Origin of the sequence: Bradyrhizobium sp., assembly GCF_004799445.1 — a bacterium.
GTDB lineage: Bacteria > Pseudomonadota > Alphaproteobacteria > Rhizobiales > Xanthobacteraceae > Bradyrhizobium.
Window position 1 is genome coordinate 152,310 of the sequence record NZ_SSNA01000202.1, and the last position, 21,960, is coordinate 174,269.

General features: G+C 63.7%; 20 protein-coding genes and 1 pseudogene. 7 read left to right on the plus strand and 14 right to left on the minus strand.

All coding sequences use genetic code 11. The features are described from left to right. Window positions 1–15: 15 nt before the first annotated feature. A complete protein-coding gene (gene ubiB, locus E8A46_RS26590) occupies window positions 16–1,590 on the minus strand; it encodes a 2-polyprenylphenol 6-hydroxylase (RefSeq protein WP_291567539.1) in 1,575 nt (524 codons plus the stop codon). Beyond that, window positions 1,587–2,348 carry a bifunctional demethylmenaquinone methyltransferase/2-methoxy-6-polyprenyl-1,4-benzoquinol methylase UbiE gene (gene ubiE, locus E8A46_RS26595; RefSeq protein ID WP_291567541.1) on the minus strand — a complete coding sequence of 254 codons (762 nt, stop codon included), beginning with the start codon at window positions 2,346–2,348 and terminating at the stop codon, window positions 1,587–1,589. The genes ubiB and ubiE overlap by 4 nt, the downstream gene beginning before the upstream one ends. 352 nt (window positions 2,349–2,700) lie before the next feature. Between ubiE and mutM the strand changes: the two genes are divergently transcribed. After that, window positions 2,701–3,582 (plus strand): bifunctional DNA-formamidopyrimidine glycosylase/DNA-(apurinic or apyrimidinic site) lyase, encoded by an 882-nt coding sequence (gene mutM, locus E8A46_RS26600; protein ID WP_291567543.1) that lies wholly within the window; start codon window positions 2,701–2,703, stop codon window positions 3,580–3,582. A gap of 158 nt (window positions 3,583–3,740) precedes the next feature. Here the strand turns inward: mutM and E8A46_RS26605 are convergent, their stop codons facing one another. Then, window positions 3,741–4,487, minus strand: coding sequence for a ParA family protein (locus tag E8A46_RS26605; protein ID WP_291567545.1), 747 nt, complete (start codon window positions 4,485–4,487; stop codon window positions 3,741–3,743). A gap of 215 nt (window positions 4,488–4,702) precedes the next feature. Further along, window positions 4,703–6,061 (minus strand): serine protease, encoded by a 1,359-nt coding sequence (locus E8A46_RS26610; protein WP_291567547.1) that lies wholly within the window; start codon window positions 6,059–6,061, stop codon window positions 4,703–4,705. 186 nt (window positions 6,062–6,247) lie between these two features. On the opposite strand from E8A46_RS26610, the gene moeB reads away from it, so the two are divergent. Then, window positions 6,248–7,048, plus strand: a complete 801-nt coding sequence (moeB, locus tag E8A46_RS26615; protein ID WP_291567548.1) for a molybdopterin-synthase adenylyltransferase MoeB — start codon at window positions 6,248–6,250, stop codon at window positions 7,046–7,048. Between the two features lie 50 nt (window positions 7,049–7,098). Here the strand turns inward: moeB and E8A46_RS26620 are convergent, their stop codons facing one another. Further along, window positions 7,099–8,100: a D-glycerate dehydrogenase gene (locus tag E8A46_RS26620; RefSeq protein ID WP_291567549.1), complete on the minus strand. Its 1,002-nt coding sequence runs from the start codon at window positions 8,098–8,100 to the stop codon at window positions 7,099–7,101. A 325-nt stretch (window positions 8,101–8,425) separates the two neighbouring features. Between E8A46_RS26620 and E8A46_RS26625 the strand changes: the two genes are divergently transcribed. Continuing rightward, window positions 8,426–8,953 (plus strand): SH3 domain-containing protein, encoded by a 528-nt coding sequence (locus E8A46_RS26625; RefSeq protein ID WP_291567551.1) that lies wholly within the window; start codon window positions 8,426–8,428, stop codon window positions 8,951–8,953. Window positions 8,954–9,141: 188 nt separating this feature from the next. Here the strand turns inward: E8A46_RS26625 and irrA are convergent, their stop codons facing one another. After that, entirely contained in the window at window positions 9,142–9,612 is a 471-nt protein-coding gene (gene irrA / locus E8A46_RS26630) for an iron response transcriptional regulator IrrA (RefSeq protein WP_291567621.1), read from the minus strand. A 365-nt stretch (window positions 9,613–9,977) separates the two neighbouring features. Between irrA and fabA the strand changes: the two genes are divergently transcribed. From fabA to fabI, 3 genes are all read left to right on the plus strand, one after another. After that, window positions 9,978–10,508, plus strand: a complete 531-nt coding sequence (gene fabA, locus E8A46_RS26635; RefSeq protein ID WP_291567553.1) for a 3-hydroxyacyl-[acyl-carrier-protein] dehydratase FabA — start codon at window positions 9,978–9,980, stop codon at window positions 10,506–10,508. Between the two features lie 81 nt (window positions 10,509–10,589). After that, on the plus strand, window positions 10,590–11,813 hold the full coding sequence (fabB, locus tag E8A46_RS26640) for a beta-ketoacyl-ACP synthase I (protein WP_291567554.1): 1,224 nt from the start codon (window positions 10,590–10,592) through the stop codon (window positions 11,811–11,813). A gap of 134 nt (window positions 11,814–11,947) precedes the next feature. Beyond that, window positions 11,948–12,754, plus strand: a complete 807-nt coding sequence (gene fabI / locus E8A46_RS26645; RefSeq protein WP_291567557.1) for an enoyl-ACP reductase FabI — start codon at window positions 11,948–11,950, stop codon at window positions 12,752–12,754. A 66-nt stretch (window positions 12,755–12,820) separates the two neighbouring features. Here the strand turns inward: fabI and E8A46_RS26650 are convergent, their stop codons facing one another. The 4 genes and pseudogenes from E8A46_RS26650 to E8A46_RS26665 form a co-directional block, all read right to left on the minus strand. Then, window positions 12,821–13,417 carry a glutathione S-transferase family protein gene (locus E8A46_RS26650; protein WP_291567559.1) on the minus strand — a complete coding sequence of 199 codons (597 nt, stop codon included), beginning with the start codon at window positions 13,415–13,417 and terminating at the stop codon, window positions 12,821–12,823. Continuing rightward, window positions 13,414–13,875: a GNAT family N-acetyltransferase gene (locus E8A46_RS26655; protein ID WP_291567561.1), complete on the minus strand. Its 462-nt coding sequence runs from the start codon at window positions 13,873–13,875 to the stop codon at window positions 13,414–13,416. Before E8A46_RS26655 ends, E8A46_RS26650 begins: the two co-directional genes overlap by 4 nt. A 128-nt stretch (window positions 13,876–14,003) precedes the next feature. Next, window positions 14,004–16,169 (minus strand): catalase/peroxidase HPI, encoded by a 2,166-nt coding sequence (katG, locus tag E8A46_RS26660; protein ID WP_291567563.1) that lies wholly within the window; start codon window positions 16,167–16,169, stop codon window positions 14,004–14,006. Window positions 16,170–16,236: 67 nt separating this feature from the next. Continuing rightward, a pseudogene (locus E8A46_RS26665) lies at window positions 16,237–16,378 on the minus strand (catalase); the annotation flags it as partial. 114 nt (window positions 16,379–16,492) lie between these two features. Between E8A46_RS26665 and E8A46_RS26670 the strand changes: the two are divergent. Beyond that, a complete protein-coding gene (locus tag E8A46_RS26670) occupies window positions 16,493–17,434 on the plus strand; it encodes a LysR substrate-binding domain-containing protein (RefSeq protein ID WP_291567565.1) in 942 nt (313 codons plus the stop codon). Window positions 17,435–17,560: 126 nt separating this feature from the next. On the opposite strand, the gene pnp is transcribed toward E8A46_RS26670, so the two are convergent. The 4 genes from pnp to rbfA all read right to left on the minus strand — a co-directional run bounded on the left by pnp (window position 17,561) and on the right by rbfA (window position 21,920). After that, window positions 17,561–19,714 carry a polyribonucleotide nucleotidyltransferase gene (gene pnp, locus E8A46_RS26675; protein ID WP_291567567.1) on the minus strand — a complete coding sequence of 718 codons (2,154 nt, stop codon included), beginning with the start codon at window positions 19,712–19,714 and terminating at the stop codon, window positions 17,561–17,563. A gap of 412 nt (window positions 19,715–20,126) precedes the next feature. Next, on the minus strand, window positions 20,127–20,396 hold the full coding sequence (gene rpsO / locus E8A46_RS26680; protein ID WP_291567569.1) for a 30S ribosomal protein S15: 270 nt from the start codon (window positions 20,394–20,396) through the stop codon (window positions 20,127–20,129). Window positions 20,397–20,398: 2 nt separating this feature from the next. After that, window positions 20,399–21,496 carry a tRNA pseudouridine(55) synthase TruB gene (gene truB / locus E8A46_RS26685; RefSeq protein WP_291567571.1) on the minus strand — a complete coding sequence of 366 codons (1,098 nt, stop codon included), beginning with the start codon at window positions 21,494–21,496 and terminating at the stop codon, window positions 20,399–20,401. A gap of 4 nt (window positions 21,497–21,500) precedes the next feature. Next, the gene (rbfA, locus tag E8A46_RS26690; protein ID WP_291567574.1) at window positions 21,501–21,920 is read right to left on the minus strand and encodes a 30S ribosome-binding factor RbfA; all 420 of its coding nucleotides are present in this window, start codon (window positions 21,918–21,920) and stop codon (window positions 21,501–21,503) included. Between the last annotated feature and the right edge of the window lie 40 nt (window positions 21,921–21,960).

Consider the following 21,960-nt stretch of genomic DNA (forward strand, 5'->3'; position numbering starts at 1 on the left):
TTGATTGCATTGCAATCATAGCTGCCGAATGGCGAACAGGATTCCGATGAAGGTCGCCGCGATGATCCAGAGCGCCAGCGTGCGCCAGCGGCTCTTGCGGCCCTCGGTCCGCCCCATCGCCGCGACCGTCTCCGGCGAGAGCGTCAATCCTTCCCGCGTCATGGTCTCCAACTGCTCGAGCACGACCACTGCCCGCGCCGCGATGTCCGGCAGGCCTGCGAACACGCGGCCGAGTTCTCCGGCGCCGGCCATCGCCCCCTGGATGCGTCCCACCGGACCGAGATTGCGCTCGATCCATTCGCGGACCACGGGATCGGCGACCTTCCAGATGTCGAGCTTGGGATCGAAGCCGCGCGCGACGCCCTCGACCACCACCATGGTCTTCTGCAGCAGGATCAATTCGGGGCGGGTCCGCATGTCGAACAGGCCGGTGACCTCCAGCAGCAGCGTCAGTAGCTTCGCCATCGAGATTTCTTCGGCGGTGCGGTTGTGGATCGGCTCGCCGATGGCGCGGATGGCTTGCGCAAAATTCTCCACCGAGTGGTGCGCCGGCACATAACCGGCCTCGAAATGCACTTCGGCGACGCGGCGATAGTCGCGGGTGATGAAGCCCAGCAGAATCTCGGCGAGAAAGCGCCGCTCCTTCAGGCCGAGCCGGCCCATGATGCCGAAATCGACGGCGACAAGCCGGCCGGCGTCGTCAAGGAACAGGTTGCCCGGGTGCATATCGGCGTGAAAGAAGCCGTCGCGCAGCGCATGGCGCAGGAAACTCTGGATCACCTTGCGCCCGAGCTCGGGCAGATCGACTTGCGATTGCTCGAGCCGCGCATGATCGGAGAGCGCAATGCCGTCGATCCATTCCATGGTCAGGACATTGTGCGAGGTGCGATCCCAGTCGACCGTGGGCACGCGAAAGTCCGGATCGTCGCGGGTGTTCTCGGCCATTTCCGACAGCGCGGCCGCCTCGAGCCGCAGGTCCATCTCCATCGCGACCGAGCGCGACATGGTGTTGATGATCTCGATCAGCCGCAGCCGCCGCGCTTCCGCCGAATAGGTCTCGGCCTGGTGCGCGACAAAGAAGAAATCGGCGAGGTCGCGGCGGAAGCGCGCCGCCACGTTGGGCCGCAGCACTTTCACCGCCACAGCCGAGCGCACGCCATCCCGCTCGGTTTCGCCGCGATGCACCTGCGCGATCGAGGCGGCGGCCACCGCCGGCCCCAGGCTCGCAAACGCCTCTGCGACGGGGCGTTCCAGCGAGACTGCGATGACCGCTTCGGCTTCGGCTTGCGAGAACGGCGGCAGCCGGTCCTGCAGGCTTTCCAGATCGCGCGCCATCATGACGCCGACCACGTCGGGCCTGGTCGCGAGAAACTGTCCGAGCTTGAGATAGGCCGGCCCTAGCCGTGTCAGCGCCCGCGACAGCCGCGGACCGGACTTGGCGCCGGGGCGCTCGATGATTCGGGCGAGGCGCAGCGCGAGCTGTCCGGGTGGCGGCACCAGGCTCGGATCGACGACGCCAAACACGCCCTCGCGCGCAAACACGAAACCGGCGCGGGCAAGCCGCGCGATGTGGGTAATCGCGGAAATCACAAACGCCAGCCCGAATGCAACGCCGCGATGCCGCCCGAGAAGCTTTGCCAGCCGACGCGGGAAAAGCCGGCGGCGCCGATCATCTCGGCGAAAGCGCCGGGCTTCGGGAATTTGCGGATCGACTCCACTAGATATTGATAGGACGCGGCATCGCCGGTCACCGCGCGGCCGAGCGGCGGAATCACCTTGAACGAAAACAGATCGTAAATCCGATCAAGCCCCGGCACGTCGACGGTGGAAAATTCCAGGCACAGGAACCGGCCGCCGGGCCTCAGCACGCGAAACGCCTCGCTTAACGCGCGATCGATCCGCGGCACGTTGCGGATGCCGAACGCGATGGTGTAGGCGTCGAACGCCCGGTTGGGAAAAGCCAGCTCCTCGGCATTGCCTTCGACGAACGATACGCGATCGTCCAGCTGCCGCGCCGCCGCGCGCTGACGGCCGACCTCGAGCATATCGGAATTGATGTCACAGACCGTGGCTTTGAAGCCCGGTCCAGCCGCCCCGGCGGCGCGGAACGCGATGTCGCCGGTGCCGCCGGCGACATCGAGCAGGGCAAATGGCGTATCGCCGCGCGGCGGGTTGAGCGCGTTGATCATCAGGTCTTTCCAGACCCGATGCAGGCCCGCCGACATCAAATCGTTCATCAGGTCATAGCGCTGCGCCACGCTGTGAAACACGTCGTTTACCAGCGTCTGCTTGTCGCTCAGGGGCACATCCCTGAAGCCGAAATGCGTGGTTTGGTCCGGTTGGTCCATCAAGTCGTCTCCGCTAGTGCCGCCGATTTGAAGTTCCAGCACAGCCAGCGGCAGGTTCTATCAGGAACTTCAAATCGAAGAGCGACACTAGAATCATACATTTTATGGCGCCCTTCACTTTCCGAAGTTCGTCCGACGGTGCAGCGAGGGCTTGCGAACTTCGGAAATTGGGCGCCAGCCGGACCATAGCGTGCCCGCCGCAATGGCGCTATCACGTCAGGGTCTCAGCGCACAATCCGCCAAAGTGTAAGCGGTTTGGCGAGGAGATTGTGCGCAAAATACAACAATTGGAGCGCGATCGGACGCAAAACCGCATACACTTTTGCTGATCGCGCTCCGTGTGAATGCTCCCATGCCCGAATTGCCCGAAGTCGAGACTGTCCGCCGCGGCCTGCAGCCGGCCATGGAGGGCGCGCGGATTGTGCAGGCGGAAGTCCGGCGCAAAGACCTCCGGTTTCCGTTCCAGAAGGACTTTGTCGCGCGCCTCGAAGGCCAGACCGTGACCGGCCTCGGCCGCCGCGCCAAATACCTGATGGCGGACCTTGGCTCCGGCGACGTGCTCCTGATGCATCTGGGGATGTCCGGTTCGTTCCGCGTCCTCAAGGATGGGGATCAGAAAGCGCCGGGCCAGTTCCACCGCCCGCGCGGCGAGGATCGCGCGCATGACCATGTCGTGTTCCGGATGTCGTCGGGCGCGGCCATCGTCTTCAACGATCCGCGCCGGTTCGGTTACATGAAGGTGATCGCCCGCAAGGGGCTCGAAGACGAGCCGCTGCTCAGCGGTCTCGGGCCTGAACCGCTCGGCAATGAATTCGATGCCAACATGCTGGCGCGCTCATGCGCCAACAAAAAGACCAGCCTGAAGGCGGCGCTGCTCGACCAGCGCGTGGTCGCGGGCCTCGGCAATATCTATGTCTGCGAGGCGCTATTTCGCGCGCATCTGTCGCCGCGAAGACTGGCCGCGACTCTGGCCACCAGAAAGGGCGAACCGACCGATCATGCCAGGCGGCTGGTGGAGGCGATTCACGCGGTGCTTAACCAAGCCATCAAGGCCGGCGGCTCGTCGCTGCGGGATCATCGCCAGACCTCGGGCGAGCTCGGCTATTTCCAGCATTCGTTTCAGGTCTACGATCGCGAAGGCGAGCCATGCCAGACCGCGGGATGCGGCGGGATCGTGCGGCGGTTCACCCAGAACGGGCGCTCCACGTTCTGGTGTCCGAAATGCCAGAAATGAGGTGCTATCTGCGGCGGATGTGCCCCGGATGCTGCGCAGCGCGCCAGCGGTGCGCTGCTGATCCGGGGGTCCTATTACTCAACGATGTTTCGCACGGTCCCGGCTCTGCGGCGCACCGGCGAAGAGGCGCTGCACCACGTCCGGGACATGGGCGCCCTTCAGGAAACAGCCGCAGCCGTTTCTGCAGGCGGCTTTAAGAACATCGCTGAGAGAATATCCGGCGATGCCGGCAGATCGCCGACGATCGGCTGTTCATCGGCGGTCAGGCCGGCGTCCAGTCTGGCCGCGACCCATTGCCAGAGGCCGCGAACCTCGTCCGCCGATTTGCTCGCCGGCGCATATTCACTCACCGCGAGGCCCGCACTCAGCGCATCCTGGTGGTCGTTGCGCATCACGATGAAAGGCTGGGCGAGAACACCGGCGCTATCGAGCGTTCCCTCGTCGCAAAGCGCCGAGGCCGCGTTGTTGATGCGCTGGCCACGGATCGGCGTCTGGTTAAGGACGAAGGCGAATGGCGTGTCGTTGGAGCGGATCAAATGCAGCGTCGATGCGGTCGCTTCGATATCGGCAATGGTCGGTCGCGCCGGGATCAGGCACAGATCGGCGCAGCGAATGGCCGCCGTCGTCACGGCGCTGATGTCGCCGGCGGTATCGATGATCGCCAGCGTCACGCCGCTGGCGCTCAAGGACTGCAGCCGCTGTTCGATTTCGCCGGCGACGTAGACCGGATCGACGATGGGCTCGGCATAGACGCGCCGGCTTTGCCAGTTCGAGAGAGTCCCCTGGGAGTCGGTCTCGATCAGGCGAACAGTGTGTCCGGCCTGGATGGCTGCAAGGGCGAGGCCGACGGCAAGCGTACTTTTGCCGCTGCCGCCCTTCTGGGTAGCCAATACGATCGTATGCATGGTGAATCCTTTGGATTGCTTTTTGCGGGAGTTTACGGGTACGCCAACTGAGGTGCATCGCGTCTACGATGCCGAGCAATTCTCGCTCAGGACGTGCCGGCCCGATCCACAGGTCTCAGGGGATCGCGGCGATCCGAATCAGCAACACATCACGGTGACAAGTTGTGGCGCGCATGGCTATTCCGGGTGAATACGGGACGTGGCCGGCGTCTCGATCACTTCCTCACGCAGATCACGCGAACCACGGATGCCCTCGCATCCGACGATCCGCCGGCCGCATTGACGCCATTGGCTTTCAGGAATTCGCGCACCGAATCCGCCGGCACCAGCACGGCTTGCGCCGCGGGCGTTGCAGCCGCCGGCCCTGCGACAATGACCGGCTTCAGCAGCGCCACGCCGGCAAACTTGCCGTCGCCGTCGAGTGCCGCGGCACCGGAAAAGCCGAGCGCCGGCGGCGGTGACAGCGCGAGGTCGCCGCCGCCGCCGATTGGCGCGACCGACGCCTTGACGCTGCTCACGGCAGCACCGCCGCCCTGGTTTTGCGGATCGGAAATGCCGGTCAGTTCGACACTGGTTCTGGCCGTATCCTCGCTCACGCCGAGCGGCTTCAATCCGCGCGCGCCATAAATACGCAGCAGCGCCAGATCGTGGTCCTTGTCCTCGGCGACGCGATCGGCGTTGCCGAAACCCGCAATCGCGATCGCGAGGCAGCCGTCGGTGATCTGGCGGTCGGCGACGATCGCGCCGTCGTCGCTGACGATCACGCCGGTGCCGTATTCGACGGTCTTGCGCGGCGGCGGGCCGGCGTTCGCCGGGAACGGGTTGAACGCACTCGACATCGCGATCACCACCGGCTCAACGGTATTTTCAGTGGCCTGATCGTAGAGAATGGTGAGGATGCGGACTTCATCGCCCTTGAAGGTGCCGCGCACATAGAACTTCTTCAGGCCCTGCAACCCCGACAGCACGAAGAAATCCGGCTTCACCACGGTGTAATCGACGGTGCGCCCGGCCGGTTCTTTCTTTTCCCGCTCGGCGAGCTTCGCCGCGGCCGGGCTGGCTTCCTTGCGCCGCGAGAGTTGAATCTGGATCGTGCCGGTAGGTGAACTCCATTTCGCGCCGTTGGCGTCGGAGGTTTGCTGCGGCACCAGCCGGGTGGGAATGCCAAGCCGCGCCCCGGTACCGGCGTCGGTCACGATCTTCCAGCCGGCATTGTCCTGGCGCCGCTTTGCGGTCTCGGCCAGGACGCTGCGCTCCTTCGGATTGAGCACGCCGGTCGCTTTGCCGCCCCCCGCTTTCTGAAATTCCTTGATCGCCTCCACCATACGCTCGCTGACTTCGCCGGATATGGCGCCATTGTACTGGCCAACCCAGGCGAGATCCGACTGGATTGCCAGCCGTTCGGCCTGCGCCATCGCGCTAGCGGTGTCGGCGGGAGTTTGCAGCGCGGGGCGGATCGGGACGGTTGCGACCTGCTTTGGCTTGGTGCCCGCGGTGGACGGCGGCGTCAGCTGGGCCTGGGCGGTGGCGCCCGTGGCCACGAATATCAATGTTGCCGTCAGCATCGATCTCATGACAAATCTCGGGTCCATTGACGCCAGCGCAATTAAGCACATCTGGTTGGTCGGCACCAACAGGCGGAGGGTTCAGCAAATGGTGGCAAAACAGCCGTCATTGCCTGCGACAAACGCGAAGCGCTTGCGCAAGGACGCGAAGCGGCCAGGCAATCCGGTGTCCGGATTCAGGGACATGATTTCAAGATGCTGAGTCCGGACGAACTCGAGCGTTACGCCCGCCATATCGTGCTGCGTGAGGTCGGCGGTCCGGGCCAGGCGGCATTGAAGGAAGCGTCCGTGCTGGTGATCGGCGCGGGCGGCCTCGGTGCGCCGGCGCTGATGTATCTCGCCGCCGCCGGGGTCGGCACGCTCGGCGTGGTCGATGACGATATCGTTTCACTGTCCAATCTGCAGCGCCAGATCATTCACGCCACGCCGGATATCGGCCGTCGCAAGGTCGACAGCGCCGCCACGCAAATCTACGCGCTGAACCCGCACGTCAGGTTTGCGGCCCATGCCACGCGGCTCGACGCCCACAATGCGATGGAACTGATCGGCAGTTACGACCTGGTGCTCGATGGTTCCGACAATTTCGAAACCCGCTATCTGGTTTCGGATGCGTGTTTTCTCGCCGGCAAAACGCTGATCACGGCCGCGCTGGGCATGTTCGACGGCTCGCTGACCACGATCCGCGCGCATGAGAAAAACGCCGACGGAGAGTATAACCCGACCTACCGGTGCCTGTTTCCCGAACCGCCGCCACCCGGAACGGTGCCGGCCTGCGCGGAGGCGGGCGTGATGGGCGCACTCGCCGGCGTGCTGGGATCGATGATGGCGCTGGAGGCGATCCGCGAAATCGTCGGATTTGGCGAAGGCCTGGTCGGCCGGCTGTTGATGGTGGACGCCCGCGCGATGCGGTTCGAGACCCTGCGCTATCAGCGCGATCCCTTGAATCCGCTCAACGGCGACGCGCTTGTCATCACCGATCTGAGCGGGCATCGCTGAAAGCGTCATTCCGGGCCTGGTGCTAGCGCACCATCCCGGAATGACGGCATTTACAACATGCTCGGCAATACGCGGTCCGGCGGCTTGTGATTGTCGAGGAAGGCCCGGATGTTGATGATCACCTTCTCGCCCATTTCGACGCGGCCCTCGATGGTGGCCGAGCCCATATGCGGCAGCAGCGTCACCTTGCCGGCCTTCGCCAGCCGGACCAGTTTCGGGCTGACCGCCGGCTCATGCTCGAACACGTCGAGGCCGGCGCCGGCGATCTCGCCGGTTTCGATCAGCTTGGTCAGGGTCTCCTCGTCGATCACCTCGCCGCGCGCGGTGTTGACGATATAGGCATCCTTGCGGATCAGCTTGAGCCGCCGCGCCGACAACAGATGGAACGTTGCCGGCGTGTGCGGACAGTTCACCGAGATGATGTCCATCCGCGCCAGCATCTGGTCGAGGCTTTCCCAATAGGTCGCACCCAGTTCCTCGGCGATGCGCGGCGCCACCGGGCGGCGATTGTGGTAGTGGATCTGCAGGCCGAAGGCGCGCGCGCGGCGCGCCACCGCCTGGCCGATGCGGCCCATGCCGATGATGCCGAGCCGCTTTCCCCCGATGCGGTGGCCGAGCATCCAGGTCGGCGACCAGCCCGGCCAGTGCTTGCCCTCGGTGAGGATCGAGGCGCCTTCGATCAGCCGGCGCGGCACCGCGAGGATCAGCGCCATGGTCATATCGGCGGTATCTTCGGTCAAAACCTTCGGCGTATTGGTCACGGTGATGCCGCGCGCATGCGCTGACATGACATCGATATTGTCGACGCCATTGCCGAAATTGGCGATCAGTTTCAGCCGACAGTCGGGCTGCTTGAGAAGCTCTTCGGTGATCTCGTCGGTGACGGTCGGCACCAGGACGTCGGCCGAGCGGACGGCATCCGCGATTTGCTCGGGCGTCAACGGCGTATCGTCGAGATTGAGCCGCGCGTCGAACAATTCGCGCATCCGGGTCTCGATCGAGTCCGGCAGCTTGCGCGTCACGACAACGAGGGGCTTTTTCTTGACGGACATGTCCTGCTCTCATGAGGTTGTTCAGACCTCATTAACCCGGTTGTTCGACACTGCCGCTGCCGCGTGATCCGGGCGTTTGCTCTGGGCTCTCTTGGGTTCCCCCGATATCTCCGTCGGATTTCCTGCGGGGACTTTCGGGCTCGTCTTGGGGCTTGGTGTTCCGTCCTCTCTAGCAGAAGGCCGGGCCAAGACAAGAACCCCCGGGAGGAACCGGGTTTCACAAGCCGAGGGCAATCGGGCGGGGGTACAGGGGTTTCAGGGGCCGGTGGTTGCACGTGCTTCAGCTCGAAGGATTTGAGCTGGTATCTCGGCAGGGGACGAGTTGATGGGGTTGGGGCGTTTTTGTTCGGTGGCGGTGCTCGCAGGTTGCTTGCTGGGCGCGTCGGCCAGCACGGCATTGTCGGCAAAGGATTCGGCGCTCACCACCAGCGGTCTGCCGGTGCCGCGCTACGTCAGTCTCAAATCCGATCACGTGAACGTCAGGGCCGGCCCGACCAAGGACAACGACGTGGCCTGGGTTTACACCCGCTCGGGCCTGCCGGTTGAGATCACCGCCGAGTTCGAGAACTGGCGCCGGGTTCGCGATTCCGAAGGCGCGGAGGGGTGGGTCTATCACTCGCTGCTGTCGGGCCGGCGCACCGCCGTGATCAGCATGAAGAGCAAGGACGATTTCGCGCCGCTCTACGATCGCGCCGATCCTGCCAGCGCGGTCGCCGCCCGCCTGCAGGCCGGCGTCGTGGCCCAGGTCAAGCATTGCTCGGCCGGCTGGTGCCGCGTCTCGGGCAACGGTTTCGATGGCTGGATCGAACAGCAGCGGCTGTGGGGCGTCTACGCAGACGAGAAGGTGGACTGACTTTCGTCGTTCTTCTTCCCAACGAATGTTCCATACTTCGTTATGGCCGGGCATAGCCGTCCGAAGGATGGCCTCGCTTCCGCTCGCCTATGTCCGGCCATCTACGTCTTCGGCGCCCAGAAACTAACACGTGGATGCCCGCGACCAGCGCGGGCATGACGGCTTATTTTGGGAGGTGGTGGAAAAGCTCAGCGCTTCTTGCGCAGCCGCACGACCATGTCGACCCGGGCGATCTCATAGCCTTCGGGCACCTCGGGCATCTTCTGCAACACCAGATGCGGGTCCGGGATGTCGACCAGTTCGTGGTTGTTTTCGAGATAGAAGTGGTGATGCGCCGTCACGTTGGTGTCGAAATAGGTTTTGGTGCCGTCGACGCTGACCTGACGCAGCAAGCCCGCATCCGTGAGCTGGTTGAGCGTGTTGTATACGGTCGCGAGCGACACCGGGACCTTCGCCAGCGTCGCCTCCTCATAGAGCATTTCCGCGGTGAGGTGGCGGGCGCCCTTCCCGAACAGAAGCCAGCCGAGCGCCATGCGCTGACGGGTCGGGCGCAGGCCCGCGGCCTGCAGCATCTCGTTGACGTCGTGCCACGGACAGCCGGTCAGGGCCGGCTGGCGTCCCGCAACGCGGGGCCCCGAACCGGCGGCTTCGTCATTCAAAAATGGCCTGCTGTCGCTCGATTCCACGTCCGGCACCACACGCTATCTGAGTACTATGGTATCGGAATATAAGAAGGAATCTTCTCAGATGCAAGTTTTTCGCAACTGGAGTGCCCCCAGGGTTAAGCGCCCCCGCAAGGGGAAGCGGCTAATTGCCCCGGCGTGGTGCTTTGCCGCCCGCAGAGCCTATGATAGAGAGCGCGCGGACTTGGTCTGACGCGCGTTTGGCAAAAGCGAGCGTCAGTTGCCGCAGGGGGTCCTGACCTGCGGTATCAGCGCCCAATCTGCGATAATTGACGCGCTTCCTGGCCAAAACGGGTCCGTTTCGCAAAATGCTTCATCAGGATTTTGAAAAGGCTGGCACCATGCTGGATCGGCGCGGCGGATACGAATATGAGGATTTGCTGGCCTGCGGCCGCGGCGAGATGTTCGGCCCTGGCAACGCACAATTGCCGCTGCCTCCGATGCTGATGTTCGACCGCATCAGCGAGATTTCCGAAACCGGCGGTGAATACGGCAAAGGCGTGGTCCGGGCCGAGCTCGACGTGAAGCCGGACCTCTGGTTTTTCGGCTGCCATTTCAAGAACGACCCGGTCATGCCCGGCTGTCTCGGCCTCGACGCGATGTGGCAGATGGTCGGCTTCTATCTGGGCTGGACCGGGGGCGAAGGCCGCGGCCGGGCCCTTGGACTTGGCGAGTTGAAGCTGGCCGGGCAGGTGCTGCCGAACGTCCGCAAGGTTGTGTACAATGTCGACATCAAGCGGGTGATGCGATCAAAGCTGGTACTGGGCATCGCTGACGGCTGGCTTTCCATGGACGGCGAGATTATCTATCGCGCGAAGGATTTGAAGGTCGGGCTGTTCAAGCAGGGTGCCGCATTGCAGCCGGGAACATGAGATACGTGCTCCCGCCGGCGTGGCGGCTTTCGGTTTGATCACGGGCATCACAAAAGAATACAACGACAGGGCGAGGCGATCATGAGGCGGGTTGTCATCACGGGGATGGGCATCGTCTCGTCCATCGGAAACAACACCCAGGAAGTGCTGGCGAGCCTTCACGAGGCGAAGTCCGGAATCACGCGCGCGGATAAATATGCCGAGCTCGGCTTCCGCTCCCAGGTGCAGGGCGCGCCAACCCTCGATCCGGCGGGCGTCATCGATCGGCGCGCGATGCGCTTCCTCGGGGAAGGCGCGGCTTGGAATCATGTCGCGATGGAGCAGGCGATCCAGGATTCCGGCCTCGAGCCAACCGAAGTTTCCAATATCCGCACCGGCATCATCATGGGCTCCGGCGGACCGTCGGCGCGCACCATCGTGGAAGCCGCCGATATCACCCGCACCAAGGGGCCGAAGCGGGTCGGGCCGTTCGCGGTGCCGAAGGCGATGTCGTCCACGGCCTCGGCGACGCTCGCCACCTGGTTCAAGATCAAGGGCGTGAACTATTCGATCTCCTCGGCCTGCGCCACCTCGAATCACTGCATCGGCAACGCCTACGAGACCATCCAGATCGGCAAGCAGGACATCATCTTCGCCGGCGGCTGCGAGGAACTCGACTGGACGCTGTCGGTGCTGTTCGACGCCATGGGCGCGATGTCGTCGAAATACAACGATACGCCCGCGACCGCTTCCCGCCCCTACGACATCAGCCGCGACGGATTTGTCATTGCCGGCGGCGCCGGCGTGGTGGTGCTGGAAGAGCTGGAGCATGCCAAGGCGCGCGGCGCGAAGATTTACGGCGAAATCGTCGGCTACGGCGCCACCTCCGACGGCTATGACATGGTGGCCCCCTCGGGCGAGGGCGCCGAGCGCTGCATGAAAATGGCAATGTCGACGGTGAATACCAAGATCGACTACATCAATCCGCACGCGACCTCGACCCCGGCCGGCGATCCGCCGGAAATCGAGGCGATCCGCAAGGTGTTCGGCACCGGTGACAAGTGCCCGCCGATTTCCGCGACCAAGGCGCTGACCGGCCATTCGCTCGGCGCCACCGGCGTGCAGGAGGCGATCTATTCGCTGCTGATGATGCAGAACGGCTTCATCTGCGAAAGCGCCAATATCAGTGAACTCGATCCGATCTTCGCCGACATGCCGATCGTGCGCAAACGCATCGACAACGCAAGACTGGGAACCGTGCTTTCGAATTCCTTCGGCTTCGGCGGCACCAACGCCACGCTGGTGTTCAAGCGGATGGATGCGTAGGGTTTGTCATGCCCCGCGAAAGCGGGGCATCCAGTACGCCGCGGCTCTCGTAAATTACCCAAACGCTTCGTATTACTGGATCGCCCGGTCAAGCCGGGCGATGACGTCAGGAAGATGAGTGCAGTGGAGGAGCGATGAACGACCTGATGAAGGGCAAGCGCGGTTTGATCATGGGCGTCGCCAATGATCACTCGATTGCCTGGGGCATTGCCAAAACGCTCGCCGCGCAAGGCGCCGAGCTTGCCTTCACCTATCAGGGCGAGGCGCTGGGCAAGCGGGTCAGGCCGCTGGCCGAACAGCTCGGCGTTCCCCTGGTGCTGCCCTGCGATGTCGAGGACCTCGCCAGCGTCGATTCGGTGTTCGCGGCGCTGCGCGCCAAATGGGGGCAGCTCGATTTCCTGGTCCACGCCATCGCGTTTTCCGACAAGAGCGAGCTGAAGGGGCGTTACGCCGACACCAGCCGCGAGAATTTTTCGCGGACCATGTTGATCTCCTGCTTTTCGTTCACCGAACTGGCGAAGCGTGCAGCCGAAATGATGCCGGCGTCCGGCGGCGCGATGATCACGCTGACCTTTGGCGGCTCGACCCGGGTCATGCCGAATTACAACGTGATGGGCGTTGCCAAGGCCGCGCTGGAAGCCTCGGTGCGCTATCTCGCCGCCGACTTCGGCCCGCGCGGCATTCGCGTCAATGCGATTTCGGCCGGTCCGGTGCGCACCCTCGCTGGTTCCGGCATTGGCGACGCGCGCGCGATGTTCGCCTTCCAGCAGAAGCACTCGCCGCTCGGTCGGGGCGTGACGCTCGATGAACTCGGCGGCTCGGCGCTGTACCTGCTGTCCGACCTGTCGGGCGGCGTCACCGGCGAGACCCATTTCGTCGATTCCGGCTACAATGTCATTTCGATGCCGCGGCCGGAAAATCTGAAGGATATGGCGGAGTGAGGCTAGAGCATGATCCGGAAAAGTGGGAACCGGTTTTCCGAAAAGATCATGCTCAAACAAAGAAATCTAGCCGGCCGCGAGCGCCGTGGCGCGCTGGAATGCCGGCCGCGCCGCGCAAGCGTCAATGTAGCGGTCGAATGAAGGGCGCGCCGGCACCATCTTGAAAAGCCGGACCGCGAAATTCAGCCCGGAGCCAATGACGATGTCGGCTGCGGAAAACGTTTCGCCGAGCAGCCACGGTCCTTTCGTCAACGCGGCGTCGAGCACGTCGAACACGCGCTGGGCATCGCCCCAGCCCGCGGCCACCGGATTCATTTCGATCTTGGTGGCAAGCTGCACCATCGCGGGCTCGACGCAGCCGGGTCCGAAGAACAACCAGTAAAGATATTTCGCGCGCAAGGGATCGCCGAGCGGCGGTGCCAGCTTCGCCTGCGGATAGCGTTCGGCGACATAGGCACAGATCGCCGCGGACTCGGCGAGGACCGCCTCGCCGTCCGTTAGCGCCGGCACCTTGCCCATTGGATTGATGGCGAGATATTCCGGCGTCTTCTGCGCCCCCTTGGAGATGTCGGTCAGCACGCGCTCATACGGCTGCCCGGCCTCTTCCATCAGCCAAAGCGCGGAAAACGACCGCGAGCGCGGCGACCAATAGAGTTTCATCATGGCATCGTCCCCTTCTTCCACCGATAATATTTCATGACAAAGCCGGTCATCGGCTCGACCTGTTGCTGTTCAAAGACAAAACCCTCGCGCTCGTACCAACGCCAGGCCTTTTCATTTTCACGCACGCAGCGCAGGTGGATTTCGCGTGGCAGCAGCTCGCGGGTGAAGGCGAGCAGCTTCCGCCCGAGGTTTTGGCCCTGATATTCCGGGGCGACGAACAACTGATCGAGATACATCCTGGGCAGATGCAGCGCCAGCATCGCTGCGATCGTGCCGCGGTCATCGGCGACGTAGAGGGTCCATCCCCTCTCCATCTCGAGCGGCACGCGGGCGCGCAATTTGGCGAGCAGGAAGTTGCTGGCATCCTCCAGCCCGGTGGAAGCCCAGCTGTTCATCCAGACGCGGGCGATCTCGTCATATTCGTCTGTTCGGGCGGTACGGATCGCGGGCGGCGGCATGAAGAGGAACCCTCGGGACAAAGAAAAAGCCCTCGCGACATTATCGCGAGGGCTTCATCCACTTCAACCCAAAGCGGAAATTCACTCCGCCGCTGCGCTAGGAGCGGTCGAAGGCCTTCTTGCTGCGATCAGACCAGATCGAAGCGATCCGCATTCATGACCTTGGTCCACGCCTTGACGAAGTCCTTCGCAAACTTCTCCTTGGCGTCCGCGCTGCCATAGACTTCCGCGATGGCGCGGAGCTGGGAATGCGACCCGAAGATCAGGTCGACGCGGGTGCCGGTCCCCTTCACCGCCTTGGTCTTGCGGTCGCGGCCTTCGTACGCGCCGTCGGAGCCGGCCGGCTGCCACTCCGTGCTCATGTCGAGGAGGTTGACGAAGAAGTCGTTGGTCAGCGTTTCCGGCTTCTTGGTGAAGACGCCGTGCTTCGAGTTGCCGGCATTGGCGCCGAGCACGCGCAGGCCGCCGACCAGCACCGTCATCTCGGGTGCCGTCAGCGTCAGCAGTTGCGCCCGATCCACCAGAGCCTCCTCCGGCATCGTGAACTGTCGCTTGCCGCTGACATAGTTGCGGAAGCCGTCGGCGCGGGGCTCCAGCGGCGCGAAGGAGGCGACGTCGGTCTGCTCCTGTGATGCGTCCATGCGGCCAGGCGCGAACGGGACCGTCACGCTCAGACCGGCATCCTTCGCTGCCTTCTCGATGGCGGCGCCGCCGCCGAGCACGATCAGGTCGGCGAGCGACACTTTCTTGCCGAACTCCTTCCGGATCGCTTCGAGCTTCTGCAGGACCTTCGCCAGTTCGGGCGGATTGTTCGCGTCCCAATCCTTCTGGGGCGCGAGGCGAATGCGCGCGCCGTTGGCACCGCCGCGCTTGTCGGAGCCGCGGAACGTCGAGGCCGACGCCCAGGCGGTCGAGACCAGCTGGGAAACCGACAGGCCGGAGGCGAGGATTTTAGCCTTCAGGGCCGCAATGTCCGTCTCCCCGATCAGCGGATGATCCACGGCGGGGATCGGGTCCTGCCAGATCAGCGTTTCCTTCGGCACGAGCTTGCCGCGATAGCGCACGATCGGCCCCATGTCGCGGTGCGTGAGCTTGAACCAGGCGCGGGCAAAAGCGTCCGCGAACTGGTCCGGATGCTCGTAGAAGCGGCGCGAGATCTTCTCGTAGGCCGGGTCGAAGCGCAGCGCGAGGTCCGTGGTCAGCATGGTCGGAACATGCTTCTTCGACTTGTCGTATGCGTCGGGGACGGTGGCCTCGGCGCCTTTCGCTTTCCACTGCTGCGCGCCGGCCGGGCTCTTGGTCAGCTCCCATTCGTACTTGAACAGGTTGTCGAAGAAATGGTTGCTCCATTTCGTCGGTGTCTGCGACCAGGTCACTTCCGGGCCACCGGTGATGGCGTCGGCGCCCAAGCCGGTGCCATACGTGCTCTTCCAGCCGAGGCCTTGATCCTCGATCGCCGCGCCTTCCGGCTCGGCGCCGATCAGCGATGGATCGCCGGCACCGTGGGTCTTGCCGAAAGTGTGGCCGCCGGCGATCAGCGCCACGGTCTCTTCGTCGTTCATCGCCATGCGGAAGAACGTTTCGCGGATGTCTTTTGCTGAGGCAACCGGATCCGGCTTGCCGTTCGGGCCTTCCGGATTGACGTAGATCAGGCCCATCTGCACCGCGCCGAGCGGCTCCGCCAGCTGACGTTCGCCGCTGTAGCGTTCGTCGCCCAGCCACGTGCTCTCGGGACCCCAATACAACTCTTCAGGCTCCCACACATCGGCGCGGCCGCCGGCAAAGCCGAACGTCTTGAAGCCCATCGATTCGAGGGCGACGTTGCCGGTGAGAACCATGAGGTCGGCCCAGGAAATCTTGCGGCCATATTTCTGCTTGATCGGCCACAGCAGGCGGCGCGCCTTGTCGAGGTTCGCGTTATCCGGCCAGCTGTTGAGCGGCGCGAAGCGCTGCTGACCGGCGCCGGCGCCGCCGCGACCGTCGCTGATGCGGTAGGTACCGGCGCTGTGCCACGCCAAGCGGATGAACAATCCGCCATAGTGACCGAAGTCGGCCGGCCACCACTGTTGCGAGTCGGTCATCAAGGCACGCAGGTCCTTGATCACGGCGTCGATATCGAGGCTCTCGAATTCCTTGGCATAGTCGAACGCTTCACCCATCGGATCGGCGGCGGGCGCCTTGGTATGGAGCACGCCGATATCGAGATGCTCTGGCCACCAGTCGCTGTTCCTGTGTCTGCGGGTGCCGCCGGTGAACGGGCACTTGCCGGAGCTGTCGTCAGTCTTTGCGTCCATGTTTTTTCTCCATCGCGCTTCTGTAGTTTTCTTCGAGTTGTTCCGTATGGAATGATGACGGCTTCCAGGAGTTGTGGCCGAAGAGACCCCAGTTACCTCCCTCAGTGTGGAATTGCAGGGGCGAAGCCGCGCACGTCGCGCTCCGCATTGGCTGCATCGGGTTCGCCGGCCGCTGTGGAGAAGCGCGCAATCGTCGGGGTTTGGCCCGGATCCGCGGGGTGGGTGCCTCTCTCGCCAAATTCGCCGGACCCTCACCTTGGAAGATATCTAACATAAGGTCCAGTCGAATTGTCTTGAACTCCCGATCAGTTTATCTGATGGCGATGATCACGCTTCGACAGCTTCGTTATCTTTCCGCGCTCGCCAAACACGGCCATTTCGGCCGCGCCGCCGAGGCTTGCGCCGTGACCCAGCCGGCTCTGTCGATGCAGATCCGGGATCTCGAGCGGACGCTCGGCGTTGCCGTGGTGGAACGGCGTCCGGGCGACGTGATGCTGACCGATGTCGGGCGCGAAATCGCCCGCCGTGGCGAAGAGGTGCTGACGGCTTCGCGGGACCTGGTGGATTTCGCCCGCCATCGCAGCGGCCCGCTGACGGGGCGGTTAATGCTCGGGGTGATTCCCTCGCTGGCGCCCTATCTGCTGCCGCGGATTCTCCCCACGCTGCAAACCAGGTTTCCGGAGCTGCGGCTGGAGTTGCGGGAAACCCAGACCCGGCAGCTGGTCGAGGAGATCAAGAGCGGCGCGCTCGATGCCGCGTTGCTGGCCCTGCCGCTGGGCGAGCCCGACATCGATACGGTGCAATTGTTCGACGACCTGTTTTTGCTCGCGGTACCCGCTAACGATCCGCGCAGCGCGACCAGGCGGGTGGCCGTCGGCGACATCGATCAAAGCCGCCTGATCCTGCTCGAAGACGGCCACTGCCTGCGCGATCAGGCGCTGGCGCTTTGCGCTAGCACCGCGCGCGGCCGCGGCACGAGCGCCGGCGGCACCGCGTTCGGCGCCTCCAGCCTGACCACCGTGATGCAGATGGTCGCGGGCGGCTATGGCGTGACGCTGATTCCGCAGATCGCCGCCGACGTCGAGCGTCGCGACGAGCGGGTAAAATTCCTGCGGCTGGAAAATCCGCAGCCCGGCCGCAGCATCGGCCTCGCCTTCCGCCGCACCTCGCCGCGCCAGGCGGATTTTGGCGCACTGGGGGACGTGGTGAAGCAAAGTATGGATGTGCCTCGCGCGCAGGACGCGCCGAACGGCAAGCGGGGTTGATGTTCTGCTCCCTCTCCCGCTAGCGGCAGAGAGGACCGACCGAGATAGGTGCGAGCACCACTCACATCCCCAAACAAAAAGGGCGGCTTTTCAGCCGCCCTTTCGCAACCGGAATTTTCGAAGCGATTACTCGCCGGCGGCTTCGCGCGGCGGGGCTTCGGTCTTCTGCTTGGCCTCGAGGTCCTCACCGGTCACCTGGTCGACCGCCTTCATCGACAGGCGCGTCTTGCCGCGATCGTCGAAGCCGAGCAGCTTGACCTTGACCTTGTCGCCTTCCTTGACGACGTCGGAGGTCTTCTGCACGCGGTTCGACGCGAGCTGGCTGATGTGGACGAGGCCGTCCTTGGCGCCGAAGAAGTTCACGAAGGCGCCGAACTCCATCACCTTGACCACGGTGCCGTCATAGATCGCGTTGAGTTCAGGATCCGACGCGATCGACTTGATCCATTTGATCGCGGCCTTGATCGATTCGCCGTCGGCGGAGGCGACCTTCACGGTGCCGTCGTCGTCGATGTTGACTTTGGCTCCGGTCTTCTCGACGATTTCGCGGATCACCTTGCCGCCGGTGCCGATCACTTCACGGATCTTGTCGGTCGGGATTTTGAAGGTCTCGATGCGCGGCGCGTATTCGCCGAGCTCGGCGCGCGCAGCGGTGAGCGCCTTCGACATCTCGCCGAGGATGTGGATGCGGCCGTCCTTGGCCTGGCCGAGCGCGACCTTCATGATCTCCTCGGTAATGCCGGAGATCTTGATGTCCATCTGCAGCGAGGTGATGCCCGCTTCAGTACCCGCCACCTTGAAGTCCATGTCGCCGAGATGATCCTCGTCGCCGAGAATGTCCGACAGCACGGCAAAGCGCGAGCCTTCCAGAATAAGGCCCATGGCGATGCCGGCAGTCGGCCGCTTCAACGGAACGCCCGCATCCATCAGCGAGAGCGACGCGCCGCAGACCGAGGCCATCGAAGACGATCCGTTGGACTCGGTGATCTCGGAAACCACGCGCACCGTGTAGGGGAATTCGTGGTGCGGCGGCAATATGGGGTGGATCGCGCGCCAGGCCAGCTTGCCGTGGCCGATTTCACGCCGCTTGGTGCCGCCCATGCGTCCGGTTTCGCCGACCGAATAGGGAGGGAAGTTGTAGTGCAGCAGGAACTGCTCCTTGTAGGTGCCCGACAGGGAGTCGATGTACTGCTCGTCTTCGCCGGTGCCGAGCGTGGTCACCACCATCGCCTGGGTTTCGCCGCGGGTGAACAGCGCCGAGCCATGGGCGCGGGGCAGTACGCCGACTTCGGCGATGATGTTGCGGACGGTCTTGGAATCGCGGCCGTCGATGCGCTTGCCGGTGTCGAGAATGTTCCAGCGAACGATCTTGGCTTCCAGCTCCTTGAACACGCCGGCGATGCGCAGCTTGTCGTATTTCGGCTCCTGGCCTTCCGGGAAATAGTGCGCCATCACCTTTTCCTTGGTCTTGCCGACCGCGGCGTAGCGGTCCTGCTTGACCGGAATGGCGTAGGCGGCGCGCAGATCGGCCTCGATCAGCCCGAGCATTTCCTTTTCCAGGGCGCTTTCGTCGACGACATGGACCTCGCGCGGCTCTTTCGCGGCTTTCTCGGCGAGCTCGATGATCGCGTTGACGACCGGCTGGAAGTGCCGGTGTCCGAACATCACGGCGCCGAGCATGATGTCTTCGTTGAGTTCCTTGGCTTCCGACTCCACCATCAGCACGGCGTCGGCGGTGCCGGCGACGACGAGATCGAGCTGGGTTTCGACCATTTCGTCGAGCGTCGGGTTGAGCACATATTCGTCGTTGATGAAGCCGACGCGCGCCGCGCCGATCGGGCCCTTGAAGGGCGCGCCGGAGATGGTCAGCGCCGCCGAGGCGGCCACGACGGCTAGCACGTCGGGATCGTTCTCCATGTCATGCGACAGCACGGTGACGACGATCTGGGTCTCGTTGCGCCAGCCATCGACGAACAGCGGGCGGACCGGCCGATCGATCAGGCGGGAGACCAGGGTCTCCTTCTCGGTGGGCCGGCCTTCGCGCTTGAAATAGCCACCGGGAATGCGCCCCGCAGCATAGGTTTTTTCGATGTAGTCGACGGTCAGCGGCAGGAAGTCGACGCCCTCGCGGGGGGTTTTGGCGGCGACGACGGTGGCGAGCACGACGGTCTCGCCATAGGTCGCCAGGACGGCGCCGTCGGCCTGACGGGCGATCTTTCCGGTTTCAAGCCTGAGGGGACGTCCACCCCAGTCGATCTCGACTGAATGAATATTGAACATTGCGGTTTTCTTTCATGGGTTCACGCAAGGCATGAAAGTCCGGCACACAAAAACCATGCGCAAGATTGCGGGACGCTGATCGCAATTCGAGATCAGCGTCCGGCGATCCTGCCATGGTCTTGATGTGCCGGATGGTATTCATCCTTCCGATTTGGTACGGGGCAAAGGCGGCTCGCCTTCAACCCGCGCGACGGGCACCTTGCCCGTCATCGTCCAGTCGCCGGAGTGCTGCTGGACGAACTTCTGTGGGGCACGAATTTTTTTCGAAAAACCGTTTCGAAGGTCGTGCCCTGATGCGAGCCGCTGATGGCTCGCACACGATATACGCATGGCCCTGGTGGAAGAGCGCAACGCCGCCTTCCGAAACCACGCGCAACAACGCGCGCGACACGCGCGCGTGAAGCCTGGGAACTCAACGCCGAATGTTGTGCTTTTCGAGCAGCGCCTGGTAACGCGCCTCGTCTTTCCTCTTGATGTAATCGAGAAGCGAACGGCGCGTTGCGACCATTTTCAAAAGCCCGCGGCGTGAATGGTTGTCCTTCACGTGGGATTTGAAATGCCCGGTCAGGTTGTTGATGCGTTCCGACAGGATCGCGACCTGGACCTCGGGCGAGCCGGTGTCGCCGGCCTTGTTGGCATTAGTCTTGATAACTTCCGCTTTGCGTTCGGCGGTAATCGACATCGTCAAACACTTTCGTTGTTGCGAGCCGGACTGGCAGTCAGTCCGTTCAGGTTGAACACGCGCTTGGGGATGAGTTCGCCATTGCCAATTTCGGCGAGGGCCAGAAGCCGGCCTGCCACCGTGACATAGACTGTGCCGCTACAATTGGGCGCATCCCGTCCGCGCAACAAAACGGCTTGGCCCCGATGGAGCCTCGCCGCATCAGCCCGTGTGACGGCCAGTGCCGGGATGTCGTCCAGCGCGGTCTCAACGGGCATGAGCGCGTCGGCGAGGCTGCCCTCGCCAGACGCGGCTCTATCGCACAAAGCCTGCAACTGTTCCAGCGGAATCATGTCGGCCTCGCCGAACGGCCCGACCAGGGTCCGCCGCAGCGCGCAGATATGGCCAAAACAGCCGAGAATCCGGCCGAGATCGCGGGCCAAAGCCCGCACATAGGTTCCCTTGCCGCACTCGGCCTCGAACACGGAATGGCTGTTATCTAACTGTTCTACCAAGGTTAATTGGTGAATCTCGACCGGCCGCGGCTTCAGTTCGACAACCTCGCCGTCCCGCGCCAAGTCATAGGCCCGCTCGCCCTGGACCTTGATGGCGGAATATTGCGGCGGGGTCTGCTCGATCAGGCCGGTGAAGCGCGGCAGCAGGGCGCAGATCGCCTCGGCAGAGGGCCTGCTCTCGCTGGTCCGGACGACCCGGCCCTCCGTATCGTCGGTATCGCGTTCCTCGCCCCAGGCGACCGTGAAGCGATAGCGCTTACGGCCGTCCATCACGAATGGAACCGTCTTGGTGGCCTCTCCCAGCGCGATCGGCAGTCCGCCGGAGGCGAGCGGATCGAGCGTGCCGGCGTGGCCGGCGCGCTTGGCCTGAAACAGCCGCTTCACGACTGCGACCGCGTGGGTGGAGGTCATGCCGATCGGCTTGTCGAGGACCACCCAGCCGTGGACGTCGCGCTTGTCGCGTCGCGGCTGATTGTTCTGCCGCGGCTGCTTGCCGGCGCGCGCGTGATTTTCAACGCGATCCGCGCCCGAAGAAATATTTTTTTCAAGCTCGGCCGAATCATCGATTCCCGGCTCGATCACGGTGTTTGCGCTGGTCACGATCATCAGGTCACTCTTCCGAATCTGGCGAATCCGGCGCGAGGTCTCTTTGCACCGCAGGTGTTCGCAGTAATTTCTCTATTCGTTCCGCTTCGTCGAATCGGTCGTCTGCCCGGAAGCGGACATCAGGCGCAAATTTTAGGTTAACGCGCCGCGCCACCTCGCCGCGGAGGAACTTCTTGTTGCGCTCCAGCGCCGCGATCACCTTGTCGGTATCGCGACCGCCGAGCGGCATCACATAGACGGTCGCAAGCTTCAGGTCCGGCGACATCCGCACCTCGGGCACGGTGACGATGTGGCCCTCGAGTTCCGGGTCGTGCACGCTGCCGTGCGAAAGGATTTCTGCGATCGCATGGCGCACGATTTCGCCGACCCGCAACTGGCGCTGCGAGCCGCCGGGGGCGGAACTTTTTTTGTGATGACCGGGCATTGTCGTCTCTCAACGTCGTCATGCCCGCGCGGCTCGCGGG